The following is a 22,660-nucleotide window of genomic DNA, read 5'->3' as shown; positions in this document are numbered from 1 at the left end:
TTACCGCATCGTCGGCATCGCGAACTCGGCGTCGCGCGCGGCCGCCGGCCAGCGTGCGGTGACGGTCTTGAGCCGGGTGTAGAAGCGCACGCCGTCGGGGCCATGCACGTGCAGCGGGCCGAACAGCGAGCGTTTCCAGCCGCCGAAGCTGTGGAACGCCATCGGCACCGGGATCGGCACGTTGATCCCGACCATGCCGGCCTGCACGCGCCGGGCGAAGGCGCGCGCCGCGCCGCCGTCGCGGGTGAACACCGCCGCGCCGTTGCCGTATTCGTGCGCGTCGATCAGGTGCAGCGCGGCCTCGGCATCAGCCACGCGCACCACGCACAGCACCGGGCCGAAGATCTCTTCGCGGTAGATGCGCATGTCGGCACGCACGTGGTCGAACAGGCTGCCGCCGAGGAAGAAGCCAGCGGCCGCCGTCGGCGTTTGCGCGGCGCGGCCGTCGACCACCAGCGTGGCGCCATCGGCCACGCCGCTGTCGATGTAGCCGCGCACGCGTTCGCGATGCGCGGCGCTGATCAGCGGGCCCATGTCCGGTTCGTCGGCGCCGGCGCCCAGGCGCAGCGCGGCCACGCGCGGCGCCAGCCTGGCGACCAGCGCATCGGCCACCGCATCGCCCACGCACACCGCCACCGAGATCGCCATGCAGCGTTCGCCGGCCGACCCGTAGCCGGCGCCGAGCAGGGCGGACACGACGTCGTCCAGGTCGGCGTCGGGCAGCACCACCAGGTGGTTCTTGGCCCCGCCCAGCGCCTGCACGCGCTTGCCCAGCGCGCTGCCGCGCGCATACAGGTCGGCCGCGACCGGGGTGGAGCCGACGAAGCTCAGCGCCTGCACCTGCGGGTGCGCGAGCAGCGCGTCCACCGCCGGTTTGGCGCCGTGCACCACGTTGAAGACGCCGTCCGGCAGGCCGGCCTCGTGCAGCCAGTCGGCCAGCAGCAGCGAGGCGGACGGATCGCGCTCGGACGGCTTGAGCACGAAGCTGTTGCCGCAGGCCAACGCCACCGGCAGCATCCACAGCGGCACCATCGCCGGGAAGTTGAACGGGGTGACGCCGGCGACCACGCCCAGTGGCGCGTACTCGCTCCACGAATCCACGCCGCGGCCGACATCGACCGAGTGCTCGCCCTTGAGCAGGTGCGGGATGCCGCAGGCGAATTCCACCACCTCCATGCCGCGGGTGACCTCGCCGCGCGCGTCGGACACCACCTTGCCGTGTTCGGCGCTGATGCAGCGGGCGAGGGTGTCGGCATGCCGTTCGAGCAGTTCGCGGAAGCGGAACATCACCCGCGCGCGCTGCAGCGGCGGGGTCGCCGCCCAGGCCGGGAACGCCTGCGCGGCGGCGGTGACCGCCATGTCGACCGCATGCGTGCCGCCCAGCGGCACGCGCCGCGCCACCGCGCCGCTGGCCGGGTCGAACACCTCGGCGTAGTCGCCGCCGCGGAAATCGACGCGGCGGCCGCCGATGTAGTGGGACAGGGAGTCGGTCATGGTCGGTGTTCCTCGAAGGAAAAGCTCAGCCCAGCGCATCCAGCGGCCGCACGAAATCCTCGCCCAGCGCCTGCGCCACCGCGCGGTGGGTGAGCTTGCCGGCGTGCACGTTGAGGCCGTTGCGCAGGTCCTGGTCGTCGCGCAGCGCCTGCAGGCCGTGTTCGGCCAGCTGCAGCACGAACGGCAAGGTGGCATTGGTCAGGGCGAAGGTGGAGGTGCGCGCCACGCCGCCGGGCATGTTGGCCACGCAGTAGTGGACGATGCCGTCGACCTCGTAGGTCGGTTGCTGGTGGGTGGTGGCGTGGCTGGTCTCGAAGCAGCCGCCCTGGTCGATCGCCACGTCCACCAGTACCGAGCCCGGGCGCAGCAGCGCCAGCTGCGCGCGCGACACCAGCTTGGGCGCGGCGGCGCCGGGGATCAGCACCGCGCCGATCACCAGGTCGGTGTGCGGCAGGCATTGCTCGATCGCATCGCGGGTGGAATACAGGGTGGTCAGCTGGTGGCCGTAGAGTTCGTCGAGGTACTTGAGCCGTTCCAGCGAGCGGTCCAGCACCGTCACCCGCGCATGCAGGCCCATCGCCATGCGCGCGGCGTTGATGCCGACCACGCCGCCGCCGATCACCAGCACTTCGGCCGGCTTGACCCCGGGCACGCCGCCGAGCAGCACGCCGGAGCCGCCTTGCGCCTTCTCCAGCGCATGCGCGCCGGCCTGGATCGCCATGCGCCCGGCCACCTCGCTCATCGGCGCCAGCAGCGGCAAGCCGCCGTGGCCGTCGGTGACGGTCTCGTAGGCGATCGCGGTGCAGCCGGAGCGCAGCAGCGCGCCGGCCTGGGCCGGGTCCGGCGCCAGGTGCAGATAGGTGAACAGCAATTGCCCCGGGCGCAACATCGCGCACTCGTCCGGCTGCGGTTCCTTGACCTTGACGATCATGTCGGCCTGCGCGAACACGCTGGCCGCGTCGTCGGCCAGGCGCGCGCCGGCGCGTGCGTAGTCGGCGTCGGTCAGGCCGATGGCCTGGCCGCCGTCGCGCTGCACCAGCACCTGGTGCCCGTGCAGCACCAGTTCGCGGACCCCGGCCGGGGTCAGCCCGATCCGATATTCGTGGTTCTTGATCTCTTTCGGGACGCCGACCAGCATGAGCGGTTCTCCAGGCATGCGGCGCGCGTGGGGAGCGCGGAGCGGGTTGGGGTGAGGGCGGGGATCAGGGCGTGCTGCGGATCATGTCGGCGAGCACCGCGAAGATGCGGTCGATGTGCTCGCGCTCCACGATCAGCGGCGGCGACAGCGCGATGGTGTCGCCGGTGACGCGGATCAGCAGGCCGGCGTCGTGGAAGCAGCGTTCGAAGATCTCGTAGGCGCGCGCGCCGGGCGCATCCTTGCGCGGCGCCAGTTCGATCGCGCCGATCAGGCCGAAATTGCGGATGTCGACGACGTGCGGCAGGCCCTTCAGCGCATGGATCGCCTGCTGCCAGTAGTCGCCCAGTTCGATCGCCTTGTCGAACAGCTTCTCTTCCGCATAGGTGTCCAGCGTCGCCAGCGCGGCGGCGCAGGCCAGCGGATGGCCGGAATAGGTATAGCCGTGGAACAGGTCGATGGCGCCGGCCGGGCCGTGCGCGAACGCATCGTGGATGGCGTGCGAGACGAACACCGCGCCCATCGGCACGCAGCCGTTGGTCAGGCCCTTGGCGGTCGTCATCAGGTCCGGGGTGACGCCGAAGCGCTGCACGGCGAAGGCCTTGCCGACGCGGCCGAAGCCGGTGATCACCTCGTCGAAGATCAGCACGATGCCGTGCTTGTCGCACAGCTCGCGGATGCGCTGCAGGTAGCCGAGCGGCGGCAGCACCACGCCGGCCGAGCCGGAGATCGGCTCGATGATCACCGCGGCGATGGTCGAGGCGTCGTGCAGCGCGACCAGACGCTCCAGGTCCTCGGCCAGCTCCACGCCGTGCGCCGGCAGCCCTTGCGAGAACGCGTTGCGCTCGATGTCCAGGGTATGCCGCAGATGGTCCACGCCCGGCAGCAGCGGGCCGAACCATTTGCGGTTGTTGGGCAGCCCGCCGACCGAGATGCCGCCGAAGCCGACGCCGTGGTAGCCCTTCTCGCGGCCGAGGAAGCGGGTGCGCTGGCCCTCGCCGCGGGCGCGGTGGTAGGCCAGCGCGATCTTCATCGCGGTGTCCACCGACTCGGAGCCGGAGTTGGTATAGAACACGTGGTCCAGGCCGGGCGGAGCCAGCGCGACCAGGCGTTCGGCGAGCACGAACGGCAGCGGCGAGCCCATCTGGAAGGTCGGCGCGAAATCCAGCGTGGCGATCTGCCTGGACACCGCCTCGACGATGCGCGGCCGTGCGTGTCCGGCGTTGCAGCACCACAGCCCGGCGGTGCCGTCGAGGATCTGGCGCCCGTCCACGCTGCGGTAGTACATGCCCTCGGCCGAGGCCAGCAGCCGCGGCCGCGCCTTGAACTGGCGGTTGGCGGTGAACGGCATCCAGAACGCGTCCATGCCGTCCGGCGCCTGGGTGGCCTGGGTGGCGTAGCGATCGGCCAGCGCCTGGGAGGAGGGGGGCGACTCGGTGCTCATCACAGGCTCCACGCGAGAGAAGTGTTGAAAAAACTTTACACCAACCGGGCGCGTGGTGGCGGGCGGGCCTCCGCCGCGGCGCCGGCGCCTCTCCGCCGTGCCGCCGCCGGCTGCACAGCGCCGGAACGCACGAAACGGCGCCACGACAGGCCCGTGCAGGCGCGCATGCCGGCCGCCTCGCGCGGCGACCGGCAAATTGACCGCGAGGGCCGGCTGTGTAAAGTATCCGGCAACACCGCCAAGGCCTTCCTGATCACGCGATGGATATCGGCGCCCGCCTGCATCGGGTTCGCACCGCCCACGGACTGAGCCAGCGCGAGCTGGCCAAGCGGGTGGGCGTGACCAACAGCACCATCTCGCTGATCGAACAGAACAAGGTCAGCCCCTCGGTGAGTTCGCTGAAAAAGGTGCTGGACGGCATTCCGATCTCGCTGGCCGATTTCTTCACCCAGGACCTGCAGATCGGGCCGGCCGACGCGCCGTTCTATGCCGCCGACGAACTGCCCGATGTCGGCAGCGACGGCATCCACTACTACCTGGTCGGGCAACACCGTCCGCAGCGGCAGATGTGCATCCTGCGCGAGGTGATGCCGCCGGGCAGCGACACCGGCACCGCGATGCTGGTGCACGAGGGCGAGGAAGGCGGCGTGGTGGTGGCGGGCGAAGTGGAGATCACCGTCGGCACGCAGGTGCGCGTGCTGCGCGCCGGCGAGGGGTACTATTTCGAGAGCCGGGTGCCGCACCGGTTCCGCAACGTCGGCAGCGAGGCGGTGGTGATCGTCAGCGCCAACACCCCGGCCACGTTCTGAGCGCCAGCTGCGCCGCGGGGCTTGCTGCCGCCTCGCCGCGGCCGCACGACCCGTAGATCCGTTCCTTCCTCCCGACCCGGAGCTTCCGATGACCGCACCCCGCACCCGCGATGCCTGGCAGGCGATGGCCGACGCGCTGCAGCTGCGCACCCAGGCCTTCATCGACGGACGCTACGTCGCCGCGGCCAGCGGCAAGACCTTCGACTGCATCAGCCCGATCGACGGCCGCGTGCTCGGCCGGGTCGCCGAGGGCGAGGCCGAGGACATCGAACGTGCGGTCGCCGCGGCGCGGCGCAGTTTCGATGCCGGGCACTGGTCGCAAGCCAAGCCGGCGCAGCGCAAGAAGACCCTGCTGAAACTGGCGCAGTTGGTCGAGCAGCATGCCGACGAGCTGGCACTGCTGGAGTCGCTGGACATGGGCAAGCCGGTGCGCGACGCGCGCAGCGTGGACGTGGCGGCCACGGTGCGCTGCCTGGCCTGGACCGGCGAGGCGCTGGACAAGGTCTACGGCGAGGTGGCGCCGACCGGGCAGGACGAGCTGGGCCTGATCACCCGCGAGCCGCTGGGCGTGATCGGCGCGATCGTGCCGTGGAATTTCCCGCTGCTGATGGCCGCGTGGAAGATCGCCCCGGCGCTGGCGGCGGGCAATTCGGTGGTGCTCAAGCCCTCGGAGAAATCGCCGCTGAGCGCGCTGCGCCTGGCCGAACTGGTGGCCGAGGCCGGCATCCCCGATGGCGTGTTCAACGTGGTGCCAGGGTTCGGCAAGGGCGCCGGCGAACCGCTGGCGCTGCACATGGACGTGGATGGCCTGGTGTTCACCGGTTCCACTGCGGTCGGCAAGCGCCTGCTGCAATGCGCCGGGCTGTCGAACATGAAACGCGCCTACATGGAATGCGGCGGCAAGAGCCCGAACCTGGTGTTCGCCGACGCGCCGGACCTGGAGCAGGCGGCGCAGGCCGCGGCCGGCGCGATCTTCTACAACCAGGGCGAGGTCTGCACCGCGGCCTCGCGCTTGCTGGTGGAGCGCTCGATCAAGGACGCCTTCGTGGCCCGCGTGGTCGCCGCAGGGCGCGCGCTGCAGCCGCGGCACCCGTTCGACGACGATGCGGCGATGGGTGCGCTGGTGGACGAGGCGCAGACCCACCGCGTGCTCGACTACATCGCGCGCGGCAACGAGGAAGGCGCGCGACTGCTGCTCGGCGGCAAGCGCGTGGAGGTGGTCGCCGGAGGCTGCTACGTGGAGCCGACCATCTTCGACGAGGTCGGCCACGAGCACACCATCGCGCGCGAGGAGATCTTCGGCCCGGTGCTGTCGGTGATCGCCTTCGACGACGAGGCGCACGCGCTGCGCATGGCCAACGACAGCGACTACGGCCTGGCTGCGGGCGTGTGGACCCGCGACATCGGCCGCGCGCACCGGGTGGCACGCAAGCTGCGTGCCGGCAGCGTCTGGGTGAACTACTGGGACGGCGGCGACATGACCGCGCCGTTCGGCGGCTACAAGCAATCGGGCAACGGCCGCGACAAGTCGCTGCATGCGTTCGACAAGTACACCGAGATGAAGGCGACCTGGATCAATCTGGCGGTCTGAGCCGGGATTGGGGATTCGGGAGTGGGGATTGGCAAGTGCGCAGCATTGCGCTGTTCTGTAGGAGGGGCTTCAGCCCCGACGCCTTGCCGGTAACGCGTCGGGGCTGAAGCCCCTCCTGCAGGACGCGGCGGGTCACATCCCGACTCCCGACTCCCGAAATCCCGGCTCGGAAACCCGCTCCACGCGGCAGGCGAAACAGCCCTGGCGCGCATTGTGCAGATGCAGATAACGCACTTGCGGATCGGCGAAGGCCTGCACGATCGCGGCTGCGATCGTTTCGCCGGCATGCACGTCGGCGGCGACCATCATGTCGGCCGCATCGTAGCCGCGCAGCGAGATCAGCCGCCTGCGGATCGCGTCCGGCACCTGGCCCGGTGCCACGGTCGCGGTCTGCACGTGGCGGCGTACGTAGATCGGCCCGGCGGCACGGTACGGCGTGTCGGCCGGCTGGTGCAGGTAGTGCAGCAGCAACAGGTCCTCGCCGGGCTGCGCGTCTTCCAGGCTGATCCGGCATGGGAAGCCCGGGGTCTGGTCGGCGCGGACGCGGCGCGCGCCGTGCGCGTGCAACTGCGCATCGTCGAGGTCGAACAGCGGTGCGAACGGTGCGGCGGGCAGGCCGACGCAGACGAAGCTGGACATATGCGCTCCAAGAGAAGATCGGGCGCATAGCGTGCGCGCCGCCGCGGCGCCGCGCTGGCCGGATTCGGACACGGCAGCGGCCGCCGCACGCGAGCGCCTCGATCGGGCACGATGCCGGTCGCCGCCGCGTCGTTGCTGCGCCCCGGGCCGGTAGCGAAAGAGCGCGGGCAGGGGCGTGCGTGGAATCGCGTGCGGACTCAGTCCGGCACGTACTCGGCAAAGGTGAGCGGATGTTTGGGATCGGCGGCGTCCACCTTGTCCGTGGACTTCTTCAGCGCGTCGGCGTCCGGCGCCGGATCCGAATTCAGCTGCCAGCTCTGCTGGATGCGCTTGTGGAACAGCCAGGTCTTGCGCTCGGGCACGTAGCGGAAGGTGATGAAGTCGGTCCAGTGCTGGCCGCAGGAGACGCCGTTCTGCACGGTGAAGTAGCGGCCCTTGGCCGCGAACGGATCGTCGCTGTCGGTGAACGGATCGCACTGGCCGCCATCGTCGCGCTTGAGCACCACGTGGTCGTTGCGCGCGGCCAGCCGGTAGTGGCCGTCGGCCTGCTGCACGAAGATCAGCAGCGGCCGTGCCGGCGCCGGTTCGCGCTCGGCTTCGCCGCGTTGCTGCAGCGCCACCAGGTAGTCGGTGCGGCCGTCTCCGTCCAGGTCGGTGCGCAGCTGTTCCAGCGGCAGGTAGCCGGCCGGCAGCTGGCGCAGCAGGTCGGCGGGCAGGTCGGCGGCGCGGGCGCCGTGCGTGGCGAGCAGCAGGAGGCCGACAGCTGCGGCGACGCGGAGCGACATCGGCATTGGCATGGGAACGTTTCGGATGTTGAGGGGCGCAAAGCCTAACCGACGCGGCACGCGAACGGCCGGATGGCGCCGCCAGCGCGCCGCTGCGCGACGTCGTTTCCTGCGCGGATCTGCCGCAGCGTCCTGGTGCCGAGCAGGCGTGGCCGCCAAGAGCGTCGGGACTGAAGTCCCTCCCACGAGAAGCGCCGAACAGCCCCAGGCGCAGGCGCCCCGCCACCTGCTTCGCAATCCCGAATCCCGAATCCCGAATCACACCAGCCCGGCAAAGGCTTCCGCCACCCCCTGCACCCGCCCGCAGTCGTGCGCGTCGTAGCCGGGCAGAAGGCCGAGTTCGTGCTGGAACGTCTCGCTGCGCAGAAGGTCCACGATCGGCGCCAGGCGGCCGCTGTCCAGCGCCTCGCGGCGGCACAGCAGGAAATAGCGCTCGCTGGCGAGCGGGATGAAGTCCAGGCCGTAGCGCCGCGCCGGCGGTTCCAGGCCGAAACCGGCATCGGCCAGGCCGCTGGCGACGTAGGCGGCGACCGCGGCATGGGTCAGTTCCTCCATGTCGGCGCCATGCAGGGCGCTCAGCGGCAGGCCCTGCTGCGCCAGCAGGCATTCCAGCAGCAGGCGCGTGCCCGAGCCGGGTTGGCGATGGATGAAACGCACGTCGGCGCGCAACAGGTCGGGCAGGGCATGGATGCGTTTGGGATTGCCGGGCGCCAGCACCAGGCCCTGGGTGCGCGTGGCCAGGTGCAGCACGCAATCGCCGTGCGGATCGAGCCGGTCGCGGTAGTGCGCGAGCAGTTCGTTCTCCAGTTCGCCGATCGGCAGGTGCAGGCTGGCCAGGTCGCAGGCGTCGTTGCGCAGCGCGGCCAGGGCATCGTCCGGGCTGCGGTATTTCAGTTCCAGCGGCGCGCCGGCCAGGACCATGCAGCGGCGCAGCGTCTCCACCCCGAAGCCATGCGAGGCGTGCAGGCGCAGCGGCGCCGCTTCCTGCCGGAACACGCGCTCCAGTTCGGTCTCCAGCTCGCTGGCCAGGCTCTGCAGGGTCGGCGCCAGGCGTGCGGCGATGCGCTGCTCGGCCCACACCAGGCGCTCGCCGATCGGCGCCAGGCTGGCGCCGCGGCCGCGGGTGGCGCGCAGCAGCGGCTGTCCGAACAGGCGCCGCGCCTCGCGCAGCGTGCCCCAGGCATAGCGGTAGGACAGCCCGGTCTGGCGGCAGGCCGCGGCCAGCGAGCCGGTGTCGCGGATCGCCAGCAGCAGTTCCGCCAGTCGCGGCGGCAGGCGCTGCCCATCCTCGGTGTGCAGTTCCCATTGCGGCTGGATGGTCACCTTGTACACGCGGGTTGCGGCTCGCAATAGGCTTTCTACAGCCGATTATTAGACCATCCGACGCTCGGCGCCATCGTGCTTTCGTACTACGCTCGCCGCGCGCCTTGCGCCGGCCGTGCCGCCGAAGAGGCCATGTCCGATCGCCGATATGCGCTCCATCACATAAGACGCCGCTGCACCGGAGGGGAATCGAATGAGCGACTCGAGTAGCGCGGCCAGCGCCGCGCACACGGCCCATACCGGCCTGCTGGCGAAGGAACGCATCGTCGCCGGGCCGGGCTTCAACCGCTGGCTGGTGCCACCGGCCGCGCTGGCGATCCATCTGTGCATCGGCATGGCCTACGGCTTCAGCGTGTTCTGGTTGCCGTTGTCTAAGGCGCTGGGGATCACCGAAGCGGTGGCGTGCCCGGCGGACATGGGCTTCCTGTCGCGGATCGTGTCGGCCAGCTGCGACTGGAAGATCAGCGAGCTGCAGTGGATGTACACGCTGTTCTTCGTGCTGCTGGGCTGTTCGGCGGCGCTGTGGGGCGGGTGGCTGGAACGCGCCGGCCCGCGCAAGGCCGGCGTGGTCTCGGCGCTGTGCTGGTGCGGCGGGTTGGTGATCTCGGCGCTGGGCATCCATCTGCACCAGATCTGGCTGCTGTGGCTAGGCTCGGGCGTGATCGGCGGCATCGGCCTGGGGCTGGGTTACATCTCGCCGGTCTCGACCCTGATCAAGTGGTTCCCGGACCGCCGCGGCATGGCCACCGGCATGGCGATCATGGGCTTCGGCGGCGGTGCGATGATCGGCAGCCCGCTGGCCGATGCGCTGATGCGCCACTTCGCCGGCCCCGACTCGGTCGGGGTGAAGGAGACCTTCCTGGTCATGGCGGCGCTGTATTTCGTGTTCATGATGGCCGGTGCGTTCGGCTACCGGGTGCCGCCGAGCGGTTGGACGCCGGCCGGCTGGACCGCGCCGGCGGCCAGCGCCAACGCGATGATCACCGCCCACCACGTGCACGTGAGGAAGGTCTGGGGCATCCCGCAGTTCTGGCTGCTGTGGGGCGTGCTGTGCCTGAACGTCTCGGCCGGCATCGGCGTGATCGGCATGGCCTCGCCGATGCTGCAGGAAGTGTTCGGCGGACGCCTGATCGGCGTGGACGCCGGCTTCGGCAGCCTGGACACCGCGCAGCTGGCGGCCATCGCCGCGATCGCCGCCGGCTTCACCGGCCTGCTCAGCCTGTTCAACATCGGCGGGCGCTTCTTCTGGGCCAGCATGTCCGACAAGCTCGGCCGCAAGCACACCTACAGCGTGTTCTTCGTGCTCGGCATCGCCCTGTACGCGGCGGCGCCGTGGGCCGGCAAGGTCGGCGGCAGCGCGCTGTTCGTCGGCATCTTCTGCGTGATCCTGTCGATGTACGGCGGCGGCTTCGCCACCATCCCGGCCTACCTGGCCGACCTGTTCGGCACCCAGATGGTCGGCGCGATCCATGGCCGCCTGCTGACCGCCTGGGCCACCGCCGGCATCCTCGGCCCGGTGGTGGTGGGCTACATGCGCGAATACCAGCTGGGCCTGGGCGTGCCGCCGTCACAGGTGTACAACACCACCATGTACATCCTGGCCGGGATGCTGGTGCTGGGCCTGATCTGCAACCTGCTGGTGCGGCCGGTGGCGGCCAGGCACTTCATGACCGCGCAGGAACTGGCTGCGGAGAAGCAGCTGGCGCACGAGAAGGTCGGCAGCAACGGCGGCGCGGCGCTGGATGCGGCGCAGCTGGCGCAGGTCGGCCACGGCGGCAATCCGCTGCTGGTGGCGCTGGCCTGGCTTGCGGTCGGGGTGCCGATGCTGTGGGGCATCTGGGTCACCTTGCAGAAGGCGTTCGTGCTGTTCCACTGAATTTGCGGAAGGGAGGCGTCACCATGTACTCGCGTGCGTCTTCCCGGCCCGGCGCCGTCGCGCGCGGCGTGCGTCGCCATCGCGACGGGCGCACCGCGCTCACCCAGGACCTGGTGGCGGCCGAGGTGCCGGTGGCGTTCGCCTACAACGGCGAGCCGTTCGTGGTGATGATGGCCACTCCGGAAGACCTGCACGACTTCGCGCTGGGCTTTTCGCTCAGCGAGGGCATCGTCGAGGATCCGGCGCAGTTGCGGATCGCCAGCGTGGACACCTTCCTGGAAGGGGTTTCGCTGCAACTGCAGATCCCGCCCGCACATGCCGCGGCCCTGCAGTCGCGGCGCCGCAACCTGCAGGGCCGCAGCGGCTGCGGGGTGTGCGGCAGCGAATCGATCGAGGCGGTGCTGCGCGCGCCGCGGCCGTTGCCGGCCGGCGTCGCGATCGCGCCGGCGGCGCTGGCGCGGGCCTTGCGCGAGCTGCGCCAGCAGCAACCGCTCAACGCGATCACCGGCGCCACCCACGCCGCCGGATGGGCCGACGCCGACGGATGCGTGCAGCTGGCGCGCGAGGACGTGGGCCGGCACAACGCACTGGACAAGCTGATCGGCGCGCTGGCCAGCGCCGGCCTGGACGCGGCCAGCGGTTTCGCCGTGGTCACCAGCCGCGCCAGCTACGAGATGGCGATGAAGGCCGCCCAGGCCGGCATCCCGCTGCTGGCCGCCATTTCCGCACCCACCGCGCTGGCGATCGCGCTGGCCGACAGCGCCGGCCTGACCCTGATCGGTTTCGCCCGCGACCACGATTACGTCGTCTACAGCCATCCGCAGCGCCTGCACCAGGCCGAGCACGCCGGAGAGCCCGCATGAGCAAGAAAACCATCCAACCCTATACGCAGCCCGCCGGCGGCTGGGGCGCGTTGCGCGCCGTCGCCACCCACCTGCTGCAGCAGGACGTGGCGGTGCAGGGAGCCAAGACCCTGTTGCACGCCAACCAGCCCGACGGCTTCGACTGCCCCGGCTGCGCCTGGCCCGACCGCGATCACACCTCGACCTTCGAGTTCTGCGAGAACGGCGCCAAGGCGGTGGCCGCCGAAGCCACCGCGCGCCGCGCCACGCCGGAACTGTTCGCGCAGCACAGCGTCGCGCAGCTGGCCAAGTACAGCGACTACTGGCTGGAAGGGCAGGGCCGGCTGACCCATCCGCTGCGCTACGACAGCGCCAGCGACCACTACGTGCCGGTGGGCTGGGACGAGGCGTTCGCGCTGATCGCCACGCACCTCAACGGCCTGGCCTCGCCGGACGAGGCGATCTTCTACACCTCCGGGCGCACCAGCAACGAGGCCGCGTTCCTGTACCAGCTGTTCGTGCGCGAGTTCGGCACCAACAACTTCCCCGACTGTTCGAACATGTGCCACGAGCCGTCGGGCACCGCGCTCAAGTCGCAGATCGGGGTCGGCAAGGGCACGGTGTCGCTGCACGACTTCGAGCTGGCCGACGCGATCTTCATCTTCGGCCAGAATCCCGGCACCAACCACCCGCGCATGCTCGGCGAGCTGCGCCAGGCGGCCAAGCGCGGCGCGGCGATCGTGTCGTTCAATCCGCTGCGCGAGCGCGGCCTGGAGAAGTTCGCCGATCCGCAGGACAAGCTGCAGATGCTGCACAACGGTTCGACGCGGATTTCGTCGGATTATTTCCAGCTGAAGATCGGCGGCGACCTGGCCGCGGTCAAGGGCATCATCAAGCATGTGCTGGAGCGCGATGCCGAGGCCGCGCGCGCGGCGCAACCGCGCCTGCTGGATCTGCAGTTCATCACCCAGCACACCGCCAACTTCGACGCCTTCGCCGCGGACGTGATCGCCGAGCCGTGGGCGACCATCGTCGAGGAGTCCGGGCTGAGCGAGGCCGAGCTGCGCCGCGCCGGCGAGATCTACCTGAAAGCCGAACGGCTGATCGCCTGCTGGGGCATGGGCATCACCCAGCACAAGCATTCGGTGGCCACGATCCACATGATCGCCAACCTGCTGCTGCTGCGCGGCCATCTGGGCCGCCCCGGCGCCGGCGCCTGCCCGGTGCGCGGCCACAGCAACGTGCAGGGCGATCGCACGATGATGATCTACGAGAAGCCGCCGGCCGCGTTCCTGGACCGGCTGCAGGCGGTGTTCGGGTTCGATCCGCCGCGCGCATCCGGTTTCGACACCGTTGGCGCGATCGAGGCCATGCTGGACGGCCGCGCCAGGACCTTCTTCGGCATGGGCGGCAACTTCGCCACCGCCACCCCCGACACCGACGCCACGCATCGCGCGCTGCGCCGCTGCGACCTCACCGTGCACGTGACCACCAAGCTCAACCGCAGCCACCTGGTGCACGGCCGCGACGCGCTGATCCTGCCGTGCCTGGGGCGCACCGAGATCGACATCCAGGAGGGCGGTCCGCAGAGCGTCAGCGTCGAGGATTCGATGAGCATGGTGCACCTGTCGGCCGGCATCAATCCGCCGGCGTCGCCGGAGCTGCTGTCGGAGCCGGCGATCGTCGCGCGCCTGGCCGAGGCCACGCTCGGCACGCGCAGCGCGATCCGCTGGCGCTGGCTGGTCGCCGACTACGACCGCATCCGCGACCTGATCGCGCAGGTGTTCGAGGATTTCGCCGACTTCAACACGCGGGTGCGGGTGCCCGGCGGTTTCCGCCTGTCCAACACCGCACGCGACCGCGTGTGGGAGACGCCGGAAGGGCGCGCAGTGTTCAAGGCGCACGCGGTGCCCACCGACAATCCGATCCACCGCGCGCGCCGCCAGCGCCCCGAGCAACCGGTGTTCACCCTGGCCACCACGCGCTCGCACGACCAGTACAACACCACCATCTACGGCCTGGACGACCGCTACCGCGGCGTGTTCGGCGAGCGCCGGGTGTTGTTCATCAACGCCGCCGACATCGCCGACCTGGGACTGCAGGCCGGCGCCTGGGTGGACCTGGAAAGCCTCGGCGAGGATGGCGTGCAGCGCCGGGCCAAGCGCTTCCTGCTGGTCGAGTACAACATCCCGCGCGGCTGCCTGGCCGCGTACTACCCGGAAACCAACGGCCTGGTGCCGTTGTCCAGCTTCGCCGACGAGGCGCGCACGCCGACCTCCAAGTCGATCCCGGTGGTGGTGACGCCGCACCTGGCCGAGGCCGCCGACGCGGCACCGCGCGACATCGGCGTGGCGCTTGTCCGCTGATCCGGCGCTGACCCGGGCGCTGTTCGAGGCATTGGCGCCGGAGCCGGAGGGGATCGCCCTGGCACGGCTGTGCAAGCGCCTCGGCGTGCGCATGAGCGTGCTGCTGCGGACCCTGGCCTGGCTGGGCGAGGCCACCCTCGACGGGCGCGCGGGGCCGGGCTGGATCCGGGTGGAGACCCGCGGCGAGCGCGAGGTGGCGGTGCTGACCGCCGCCGGTCGCGCGCAACTGCCGCGCTGAGCGCGAAGCGGCATGGCGCTGCGGCGCCGCGGCCGATCTGCCAGAATCGGGCGGTTTCCCGTCGATGCCGCTTCCATGACCGCTGCCGCGCTTCCCGCTTCGCCCGTCAATTCGCCGCGCCGCGTGCTGTTGGCCAGCCTGGTCGGCACCACCATCGAGTTCTTCGATTTCTACATCTACGCCACCGCCGCGGTGCTGGTGTTCCCGAAGCTGTTCTTCCCCGAGGGCGACGCCGACGCGGCGCGGCTGCAGTCGCTGGCCACGTTCGCGGTGGCGTTCGTGGCGCGGCCGGTCGGCTCGGCGCTGTTCGGCCATTTCGGCGACCGCATCGGGCGCAAGGCGACGCTGGTCGCGGCGCTGCTGACCATGGGCCTGTCCACGGTGGTGATCGGGCTGTTGCCCAGCTACGCCAGCATCGGCATGTGGGCGCCGGCGCTGCTGGCGCTGTGCCGCTTCGGCCAGGGCCTGGGCCTGGGCGGCGAATGGGGCGGGGCGGTGTTGCTGGCCACCGAGAACGCGCCGCCGGGCAAGCGCGCCTGGTACGGCATGTTCCCGCAGCTGGGCGCGCCGCTGGGCTTCCTGCTGTCCTCCGGGATCTTCCTGCTGCTGGATGCGGTGCTGGACGATGCGCAGTTCATGGGCTGGGGCTGGCGCATCCCGTTCGTGGCCAGCGCGTTGCTGGTGGTGACCGGGCTGTGGGTGCGCCTGCGCATCCACGAAACCCCGGATTTCCAGAAGGCGCTGGAACGCAAGGAGCGGGTGGCGTTGCCGATGTGGACGGTGCTGTCGCGGCATGCCGGCGCGCTGCTGCTCGGCACCTTCGGCGTGTTCGCGACCTTCATGCTGTTCTACCTGATGACGGTGTTCGCGCTGGGCTACGGCACCGCGGTGCTCGGCTACGGCCGCGAGCAGTTCCTGCTGTTGCAGATGGTCGGCATCCTGTTCTTCGCCGCCGGCATTCCGCTGTCGGCGCACTACGGCGACCGCTACGGCACGCACTGCGCGATGATCGCGGCCGGGCTCGTCATCGTCCTGTTTGGGCTGGGCTTCGCGCCGCTGTTCAGCGCTGCGCATCCGTGGCAGCTGCTGGCGTTCCTGTCGCTGGGGTCGTTGTTCATGGGCCTGACCTACGGGCCCTGCGGCACCTTGCTGGCCGAGCTGTATCCGGTGCCGGTGCGTTACACCGGCGCCTCGATGTCGTTCAACCTGGCCGGCATCATCGGTGCGGCGCCGGCGCCGTACGTGGCCAGCTGGCTGGCCAAGCACTACGGCCTGCCATGGGTCGGCTACTACCTCAGTGCCGGTGCGGCGCTGAGCCTGCTGGCGCTGCTGGTGATCGGCGCCAGGCGCCGCTGAGGCCGCACGCGCGCGCTCAGGCGGCGTGCTCGACCCGGTTGCGGCCGCCGGCCTTGGCCAGGTACAGGTGCTTGTCGGCCTCGGCCAAGAGCGGATGCAGCGCATCGCGGCGCGCGTCGCTGGTGCATACGCCGATGCTGATGGTGATGCGCAGGGCCTGCCCGCCCACCTGCACCTGCAGCGTATCGATGCGCTGGCGCAGGGTCTCGAAATAGGCGCCGGCCGCGGCCGCGTCCAGGCCCGGCACCAGCATGCAGAATTCCTCGCCGCCGAAGCGCGCCACCAGGTCCTGCGGGCGCGCATGCGCGGCCACCGTCGCCGCCACCGCGCGCAGCGCGTCGTCGCCGGCCTCGTGGCCCCAGCTGTCGTTGATGTGCTTGAAGTGGTCGATGTCGAGCATCGCCACGCTGACCGTGTCGCTGCGCGCCAGCCATTGCGGCAACAGGCGCTGGCTCTGTTCCAGGAAATGCCGGCGGTTGGGCAGGCCGGTGAGGAAGTCGCGCGTGGCCAGGTCCTGCAGCGTGCCGATCAGTTCCAGCTGGTCCACGTTCTGCGACACGCGGCAGAAGAACTCTTCGCGCGAGAAGGGCTTGCGCAGGAAATCGTTGGCGCCGTTCTTGAGGAAGCGCGGCACCAGCGACGGGTCGCTGTTGCCGGACAGGCCGATCACCGCCAGCTTGTCGCGGGCGCGGATCGCGCGCAGCCGGCGGGTGAATTCCACCCCTTCCATGCCCGGCATTTCCTGGTCCACCACCGCCAGGCGGATCGCCGGATTGGCCTCCACCGCCTTCAGTCCGGCGGCGCCGTCGGCGGCTTCCACCACCTGGTAGCCATACATCGCCAGCAGGCTCGCGGCGTAGGCGCGGGCCGAGCGCGAATCGTCCACCACCAGTGCGGCGATGCTGCGGTTGCGCGCCAGCCGCTGCACCAGCCAGGCCAGGTAATCGATGCTGCCGGGCGCGTTCTTCAAGACGAAGTCGATGATCTGCTGGGTCAGCACGCGCTTGCGCAGGCTCTCGTCGTAGACCCCGCTGACCACCACCGTGGGCAGGCCGCGGGCGACGAAGAAATCCACCACCGTGTCGCGGTCGCCGTCGGCCAGCACCAGCCCGGTCAGGGCCAGGAACCAGGAGCCGCCGTCGTCCAGCGCGTGCGCCGCTTCGGCCAGGGTCGAGACCACGGTGACCGGCAGTTCCACCCGCTGCTCGATCGCTTCGCGCAGCAGCCCGGTGAACGTGCGCGAATTCTCCACCAGCAGGATGCGCTGCTGGGCAGCCCCGCTTTCGCTGGCGAACGGATAGGCCGGCAACGGTTGCAGCATGCGAGCCGCGCAGGGCGCCCTCGGGGAGTAGACCTCAGTTAGCGGCCGTGCCGCGGGCAACTTTAGACCGTCCGGCGGCGGGTGCATGCCGCCGCCGCGGCGCGCTCACCACAGCGCGTCGCGCAGCTTGTACCAGGACATCGCCGCCACCAGCAGCGGCGTGCGCAACGCACGGCCGCCGGGGAACGGCGCGTGCGGAATCCTGGCGAACAGGTCCAGGCGCTGCGACTGCCCGGCGATGGCCGCGGCGATGGCGTCGCCGGCCAGGCCGGTGGCGGCCACGCCATGGCCGGAAAAGCCCTGCGCGAAGTACACGTTCGGGGTCAGCCGGCCCCAATGCGGGGCACGGTTGCGGGTGATGTCGACATAGCCGCCCCACACGTAGTCCAGCGCGACCTCGCGCAGCTGCGGGAACACCCGGCGCATGCGCCGGGTCATGACCCCGCGCAGGCCCGGTGGCGGCAGCGAGGAATAGCTGGCGCGGCCGCCGAACAGCAGGCGGTGGTCGCGGCTGAGGCGGAAATAGTCCAGCGCCCAGTTGACGTCGGCCACCGCCATGTCGTTGCCGATCAGTTCGCGCGCCAGCGCCGCGCCCAGCGGCGCGCTGGCGCCGATGTAGGTACCGACCGGCATGATCCGCGATTCCAGCTCCGGCGCGATGCCGCGCAGCCAGGCGTTGCCGGCCAGCACCGCGAAATCGGCCTGCACCTCGCCGTGCGCGCTGCGCAGGATCGGCTGCGCGCCGCGCACCAGCGCGGTCACCGGCGAGTGCTCGTAGATGCGCACGCCGGCGGCCAGCGCCGCGCGCGCCAGCCCGTGCGCGTATTCGAGCGGGTGCAGGTGGCCGCTGGCCGGGTCGTACATCGCGCCCAGGTAGCGCTCGCTGCGCAGGTGCGCGCGCAACTGGTCGCGGTCCCACCACTGCAGCGGATAGTCGTAGCGCTGCGCCATCTCGACGATGCCGGCCTGCAACGCGCGCACCTGGCGCGGCTTGATCGCCACGTGCGCATGGCCGTCGCGCCAGTCGCAGGCGATGGCGTGGCGCTGGATGCGGTCGCGCAGCAACTGCATGCCGTCGCGCGAGAAATCGAACAGCAGCCGCGCCTCGGCGCTGCCGAGCAGCGTTTCCAGCGTGTGCTGCTCGCAGCCGTAGCCGACGATGGCCTGGCCGCCGTTGCGCCCGGACGCGCCCCAGCCCACACGCTGCGCTTCCACGATCGCGACCTGATAACCGGCCTCGGCCAGCGTCAGCGCCGTGCTCAACCCGGTATAGCCGGCGCCGAGAATGCACACGTCGGCCCGCACCTGGCCGCGCAGCGGCGGCTGCGGCGGCAGTGGCGTGGCGCTTTCGGTGTACCAGTTGCGGGAGGGCTGGGGCATTGAGGGGCGGGGATTCGAGATTGGGGATTGGGGATTCAAAGCGCCTGGCTGCATGGAAGGCGGGTGGCGGGAATGTCGCTTCTACGAATCCCCAATCCCCAATGCCGAATCCCGGCCCCTCACACCGTACGCAAATACCACCGGTAATCCAGATCGCTCACCTGCGCATGGAAATCCAGCATCTCGCGGCGCTTCTGCTGGCCGTAGACGTGGCGGAAGCGGGCGCCGAACCGATCGGCGACGAAGTCGCTGGCGAGGAATCCGGCGATCGCGCCGCGCCAGTCCGGATGGCGGATCTCGGTCTGTGCGTAGGCGTTGCCCTGTACCGGCGGACCCGGGTCGAAGCCATGCTGCAGGCCGTGCTCGATGCCGGCCAGCACCGCCGCGGCGACCAGGTATGGATTGGCGTCGGCGCCGGCGATGCGGTGCTCGATGCGGGTATTGGCCGGATCGCTGTACGGCACCCGCATCGCCACGGTGCGGTTGTTGAAGCCCCAGCTGTCGTTGAGCGGCACGAACGCATTGCGCACGAAGCGGCGGTAGCTGTTGGCGTGCGGGGCGAACAGCAGCAGGCAGTCGTCGGCGCTGCGCTGCAGGCCGCCGATGGCATGGCGCAATGCGTCGGCCGGTGCCTGCGGCGTGCCGGCGAAGACGTTGTCGCCGGCGTCGTCGAGCAGGCTCACGTGCAGGTGCAGGCCGCTGCCGGACTGCGCGGCGAACGGCTTGGCCATGAAGCTGGCGAGCAGGTCCTGCTGCTGCGCGATCGCCTTGATCGCGCGCTTGAGCATCAGCGCGTCGTCGCAGGCGGCCAGCGCGTCGCCGCGGTGCTTGAGGTTGATCTCGAACTGGCCGGGCGCGTACTCGGCGACCGCGGTATCGGCGGGGATGCCCTGCGCGCGGCAGGCCTGCGCGACCGCGTCGGTGAAGCCGCGCTGGTCGTCCAGCTCCTGCATGTAGTAGACCTGGGTGCTGTCGTTGCGCAGCCCGGTGTGCGCCTGCAGCGGCGGTTGCGGCCGGCCGTCGGCGTCGGCGCGCGGATCGAACAGGTAGAACTCCAGCTCCACCGCGATCACCGGGGTCAGCCCGCGCGCGCGCAGCCGCGCCAGCACCCGCGCCAGCACTTCGCGCGGGGCGATGTCCAGCGGGTCGCCGGCGCCGTCGCGCATCGCCAGCAGCAACTGCGCCGAGGGCACCGGCGCCCACGGCACCGGCTGCAGCGTGCCGGGGACCGGGAAGCACAGCCGGTCCTCGTCGCCGATGTCGTAGCCCAGGCCGGTTTCCTCGACCGTATTGCCGGTGATGTCGGTGGCGATCAGCGACATCGGCAGGCATACGCCGTCGCGATAGACCTTTTCCAGCGCGTCGCGGGCGATGCGCTTGCCGCGCAGCAGGCCATTGCTGTCCGGCAGCAGCAGGTCGATCTGTTCGCAGCCGGGGATGCGTTGCAGGGCCTGGGCGGCGTCCGGGGGCAGGGGCGGAGCGTCGTGGGTGCGGGTCATGGTGGCGGCCTGCGGGAGTGCGACGAGCTTAGCAGAGCCGGGTTCGCGTCAAGAATACTCAACAGGCCGATGCGCCGGCAGCGTGGACGCGACGGGCGCCGCGTCTGCGCGCCCGCCGTCCCGATCCTGTAACAAAGCGCGCTGCGCCGGATACGGGCAGTGGCCGTGCGTCCGTGCTGGCTGCCGTGCGCCGCCGTGGTGTGTTGTAAAAATAAAACGCCCGGGGTAACTTGCGACGACGCCACACGAGCTCTTCGCATGGCTGTATCGCCCCTGGTCGGCCTGTCGACCGATCGCAAGCTCATCGGCCAGCATCCGTTCCTGGTCGCTGGAGAAAAGTATCTGCGTGCCGCGGTCGATGGCGCCGGCGTGACGCCGGTGCTGCTGCCGTCGCTGCAGCCGCCGGTCGCACCGCGCGACTGGCTGGCGCGGCTGGACGGCCTGTTGCTGACTGGCGCGGTCAGCAACATCGAACCGCATCACTACGGCGACGAACCCAGCTGGCTCGGCAATCCGCACGATCCGGCGCGCGACGCCAACACGCTGGACCTGATCCCGCAGGCGATCGCGCTCGGCCTGCCGATCCTGGCGATCTGCCGCGGCTTCCAGGAAGTCAACGTGGCCTTGGGCGGCAGCCTGCACCAGAAAGTACATGCGGTGCCCGGCCTGTCCGACCATCGCGAGGACACCCAGGCCGCGCTGGACCTGCAGTACGCGCCGGTGCACGAGGTGACCCTGAGCGAAGGCGGCTGGCTGGCGGACATCGCCGGCAGGGAGCGGGTGCGGGTCAACTCGCTGCACGGGCAGGGCGTGGCCCGGCTCGGCGGCGACCTGATCGTGGAGGCGCGCGCGCCGGACGGATTGATCGAGGCGTTCCGCGGTATCGGTCCCGGCTTCCTGCTGGGCGTACAGTGGCATCCGGAATGGCGCGTCCTCGACGACCCGTTCTACCTGGGCATCTTCCAATCCTTCGGCGATGCCTGTCGCCACTACGCGGCTCGCCGCACGCATTGAATCGAATTCCCCCATGGCCAGCCGACCGCGCTCCCGCAAGAACACCCCCGAACAGCAGGAAAGCTCGCTGCGCCGTTGGCTGAAGGATCGCCACATCACCGAAGTCGAGTGCCTGGTGCCGGACATCACCGGCAACGCGCGCGGCAAGATCATTCCCGCGGCCAAGTTCTCCCACGACTACGGCACGCGCCTGCCCGAGGGCATCTTCGCCACCACCGTCACCGGCGAGTATCCCGACGACTACTACGACCTGACCTCGCCGTCGGACTCGGACATGCAGCTGCGCCCGGACCCGGATACGGTGCGGATGGTGCCGTGGGCCACCGACCCGACCGCGCAGGTGATCCACGACTGTTACACCAAGGACGGCCAGCCGCACGACCTGGCGCCGCGCAACGTGCTGCGCGGCGTGTTGCAGGCGTATGCGGCGATCGGCTTCAAGCCGGTGGTGGCGCCGGAGCTGGAGTTCTTCCTGGTGCAGAAGAACACCGACCCGGACTTCCCGCTGCTGCCGCCGGCCGGCCGCTCGGGGCGGCCGGAGACGGCGCGGCAGTCGTACTCGATCGACGCGGTCAACGAGTTCGACCCGATCCTGGACCTGATGTACGACTACTGCGACGCGATGGAACTGGACGTGGACACCTTGATCCACGAATCCGGCGCGGCGCAGCTGGAGGTCAACTTCACCCATTCCGATGCGCTGTCGCGCGCCGACCAGGTGTTCCTGTTCAAGCGCACGATGCGCGAGGCGGCGATGCGCCACGGCGTCTACGCCACGTTCCTGGCCAAGCCGATGGAGAACGAGCCGGGCAGCGCGATGCACATCCACCAGAGCCTGGTCGACAAGCACGGCAAGAACGTGTTCAGCGGGCGCCGCGCCGGCGAGTACAGCCGCACCTTCGCGCACTACCTGGCGGGGTTGCAGAAGTACGTGCCGATGGCGATGGCGGTGCTGGCGCCGAACGTCAATTCCTACCGCCGGCTGATGTTCGGCGAGGTGTCGCCGAGCAACGTGCTGTGGGGTTTCGACAACCGCACCTGCGGGCTGCGGGTGCCGATCGACACGATCGAGAACATGCGGGTGGAGAGCCGTTTCGCGGGCTCCGACGCCAATCCGTATCTGGCGATGGCGGCGACGCTGGCCTGCGGGTTGCTGGGCATCCGCGAGAAGCTGGAGCCGACCGAGCCGATCAGCGGCAACGGCAAGGAGATGGGCTACCAGTTGCCGCGCTCGCTGGGCGAGGCGCTGGACGAGCTGGAGCGGTGTACGCCGCTGCAGGAGATGCTGGGGCCGCGTTTCGTGCGCGCCTATATTTCGGTCAAGCGCAAGGAATACGAGACGTTCTTCCGGGTGATCAGTTCGTGGGAGCGGGAGTTCCTGTTGTTGAACGTGTGAGTCCGCCCTTGTTTGCGATGGCGGATCGGGAAGGCTGCAATCGCCGGCTGTTGCTGTTGCTTTGCTTTTGATCTACCGGGCCCCCTCAGCGCGGCAGACCCGGCGGGCGAATACCCGAAGGGCGGCGCGCAGGATGCGCGACGTTTTTCGTT

18 protein-coding genes are annotated in these 22,660 nt (G+C 70.3%); 9 read left to right on the top strand and 9 right to left on the bottom strand.

The window, feature by feature from the left end; genetic code table 11:
• The 3 genes from H9658_RS12315 to H9658_RS12305 all read right to left on the bottom strand — a co-directional run bounded on the left by H9658_RS12315 (nt 1) and on the right by H9658_RS12305 (nt 4,085).
• Complete coding sequence (locus H9658_RS12315; RefSeq protein ID WP_191825561.1) at nt 1–1,494, bottom strand: CoA-acylating methylmalonate-semialdehyde dehydrogenase; 1,494 nt, start codon at nt 1,492–1,494, stop codon at nt 1–3.
• A 25-nt stretch (nt 1,495–1,519) separates the two neighbouring features.
• Nucleotides 1,520–2,632 carry an alanine dehydrogenase gene (gene ald, locus H9658_RS12310; RefSeq protein ID WP_191825560.1) on the bottom strand — a complete coding sequence of 371 codons (1,113 nt, stop codon included), beginning with the start codon at nt 2,630–2,632 and terminating at the stop codon, nt 1,520–1,522.
• Nucleotides 2,633–2,696: 64 nt separating this feature from the next.
• Nucleotides 2,697–4,085, bottom strand: a complete 1,389-nt coding sequence (locus H9658_RS12305; RefSeq protein WP_406848125.1) for an aspartate aminotransferase family protein — start codon at nt 4,083–4,085, stop codon at nt 2,697–2,699.
• A 248-nt stretch (nt 4,086–4,333) separates the two neighbouring features.
• Between H9658_RS12305 and H9658_RS12300 the strand changes: the two genes are divergently transcribed.
• Complete coding sequence (locus H9658_RS12300) at nt 4,334–4,882, top strand: cupin domain-containing protein (protein ID WP_185815986.1); 549 nt, start codon at nt 4,334–4,336, stop codon at nt 4,880–4,882.
• Nucleotides 4,883–4,970: 88 nt separating this feature from the next.
• Nucleotides 4,971–6,473, top strand: a complete 1,503-nt coding sequence (locus H9658_RS12295) for an aldehyde dehydrogenase (protein WP_191825559.1) — start codon at nt 4,971–4,973, stop codon at nt 6,471–6,473.
• A gap of 132 nt (nt 6,474–6,605) precedes the next feature.
• On the opposite strand, the gene H9658_RS12290 is transcribed toward H9658_RS12295, so the two are convergent.
• The 3 genes from H9658_RS12290 to H9658_RS12280 form a co-directional block, all read right to left on the bottom strand.
• The gene (locus H9658_RS12290) at nt 6,606–7,112 is read right to left on the bottom strand and encodes a DUF1203 domain-containing protein (protein WP_191825558.1); all 507 of its coding nucleotides are present in this window, start codon (nt 7,110–7,112) and stop codon (nt 6,606–6,608) included.
• A 197-nt stretch (nt 7,113–7,309) separates the two neighbouring features.
• The gene (locus H9658_RS12285; RefSeq protein ID WP_225209938.1) at nt 7,310–7,903 is read right to left on the bottom strand and encodes a hypothetical protein; all 594 of its coding nucleotides are present in this window, start codon (nt 7,901–7,903) and stop codon (nt 7,310–7,312) included.
• A 252-nt stretch (nt 7,904–8,155) separates the two neighbouring features.
• Nucleotides 8,156–9,229, bottom strand: coding sequence for a substrate-binding domain-containing protein (locus H9658_RS12280; RefSeq protein ID WP_191825557.1), 1,074 nt, complete (start codon nt 9,227–9,229; stop codon nt 8,156–8,158).
• A gap of 184 nt (nt 9,230–9,413) precedes the next feature.
• On the opposite strand from H9658_RS12280, the gene H9658_RS12275 reads away from it, so the two are divergent.
• From H9658_RS12275 to H9658_RS12255, 5 genes are all read left to right on the top strand, one after another.
• Nucleotides 9,414–11,096 carry an OFA family MFS transporter gene (locus H9658_RS12275; RefSeq protein WP_191825556.1) on the top strand — a complete coding sequence of 561 codons (1,683 nt, stop codon included), beginning with the start codon at nt 9,414–9,416 and terminating at the stop codon, nt 11,094–11,096.
• A gap of 23 nt (nt 11,097–11,119) precedes the next feature.
• Entirely contained in the window at nt 11,120–11,959 is an 840-nt protein-coding gene (gene fdhD / locus H9658_RS12270) for a formate dehydrogenase accessory sulfurtransferase FdhD (protein ID WP_191825555.1), read from the top strand.
• The gene (locus H9658_RS12265; RefSeq protein ID WP_191825554.1) at nt 11,956–14,304 is read left to right on the top strand and encodes an FdhF/YdeP family oxidoreductase; all 2,349 of its coding nucleotides are present in this window, start codon (nt 11,956–11,958) and stop codon (nt 14,302–14,304) included. Before fdhD ends, H9658_RS12265 begins: the two co-directional genes overlap by 4 nt.
• Nucleotides 14,294–14,542, top strand: a complete 249-nt coding sequence (locus tag H9658_RS12260; protein ID WP_179565709.1) for a hypothetical protein — start codon at nt 14,294–14,296, stop codon at nt 14,540–14,542. The genes H9658_RS12265 and H9658_RS12260 overlap by 11 nt, the downstream gene beginning before the upstream one ends.
• Nucleotides 14,543–14,617: 75 nt before the next feature.
• Nucleotides 14,618–15,898, top strand: a complete 1,281-nt coding sequence (locus H9658_RS12255; protein WP_191825553.1) for an MFS transporter — start codon at nt 14,618–14,620, stop codon at nt 15,896–15,898.
• 16 nt (nt 15,899–15,914) lie between these two features.
• Here H9658_RS12255 and H9658_RS12250 read toward each other — a convergent pair whose 3' ends face one another.
• The 3 genes from H9658_RS12250 to H9658_RS12240 all read right to left on the bottom strand — a co-directional run bounded on the left by H9658_RS12250 (nt 15,915) and on the right by H9658_RS12240 (nt 20,098).
• Nucleotides 15,915–17,219: a diguanylate cyclase gene (locus H9658_RS12250; protein ID WP_191825552.1), complete on the bottom strand. Its 1,305-nt coding sequence runs from the start codon at nt 17,217–17,219 to the stop codon at nt 15,915–15,917.
• A gap of 105 nt (nt 17,220–17,324) precedes the next feature.
• Nucleotides 17,325–18,599, bottom strand: coding sequence for an NAD(P)/FAD-dependent oxidoreductase (locus tag H9658_RS12245; protein ID WP_191825551.1), 1,275 nt, complete (start codon nt 18,597–18,599; stop codon nt 17,325–17,327).
• 119 nt (nt 18,600–18,718) lie between these two features.
• Nucleotides 18,719–20,098, bottom strand: coding sequence for a glutamine synthetase family protein (locus tag H9658_RS12240; protein WP_191825550.1), 1,380 nt, complete (start codon nt 20,096–20,098; stop codon nt 18,719–18,721).
• 258 nt (nt 20,099–20,356) lie between these two features.
• Here H9658_RS12240 and H9658_RS12235 point away from each other — a divergent pair, with 258 nt between their 5' ends.
• Together H9658_RS12235 and H9658_RS12230 are read left to right on the top strand one after the other, a co-directional pair.
• Entirely contained in the window at nt 20,357–21,112 is a 756-nt protein-coding gene (locus H9658_RS12235; RefSeq protein ID WP_179565701.1) for a gamma-glutamyl-gamma-aminobutyrate hydrolase family protein, read from the top strand.
• Nucleotides 21,113–21,125: 13 nt separating this feature from the next.
• Entirely contained in the window at nt 21,126–22,508 is a 1,383-nt protein-coding gene (locus H9658_RS12230) for a glutamine synthetase family protein (protein ID WP_191825549.1), read from the top strand.
• The last annotated feature ends 152 nt before the right edge of the window (nt 22,509–22,660 follow it).

It is taken from the genome of Xanthomonas bonasiae, from assembly GCF_014836395.1.
GTDB lineage: Bacteria > Pseudomonadota > Gammaproteobacteria > Xanthomonadales > Xanthomonadaceae > Xanthomonas_A > Xanthomonas_A bonasiae.
This window is presented reverse-complemented; position numbering and strand designations above follow the sequence as displayed.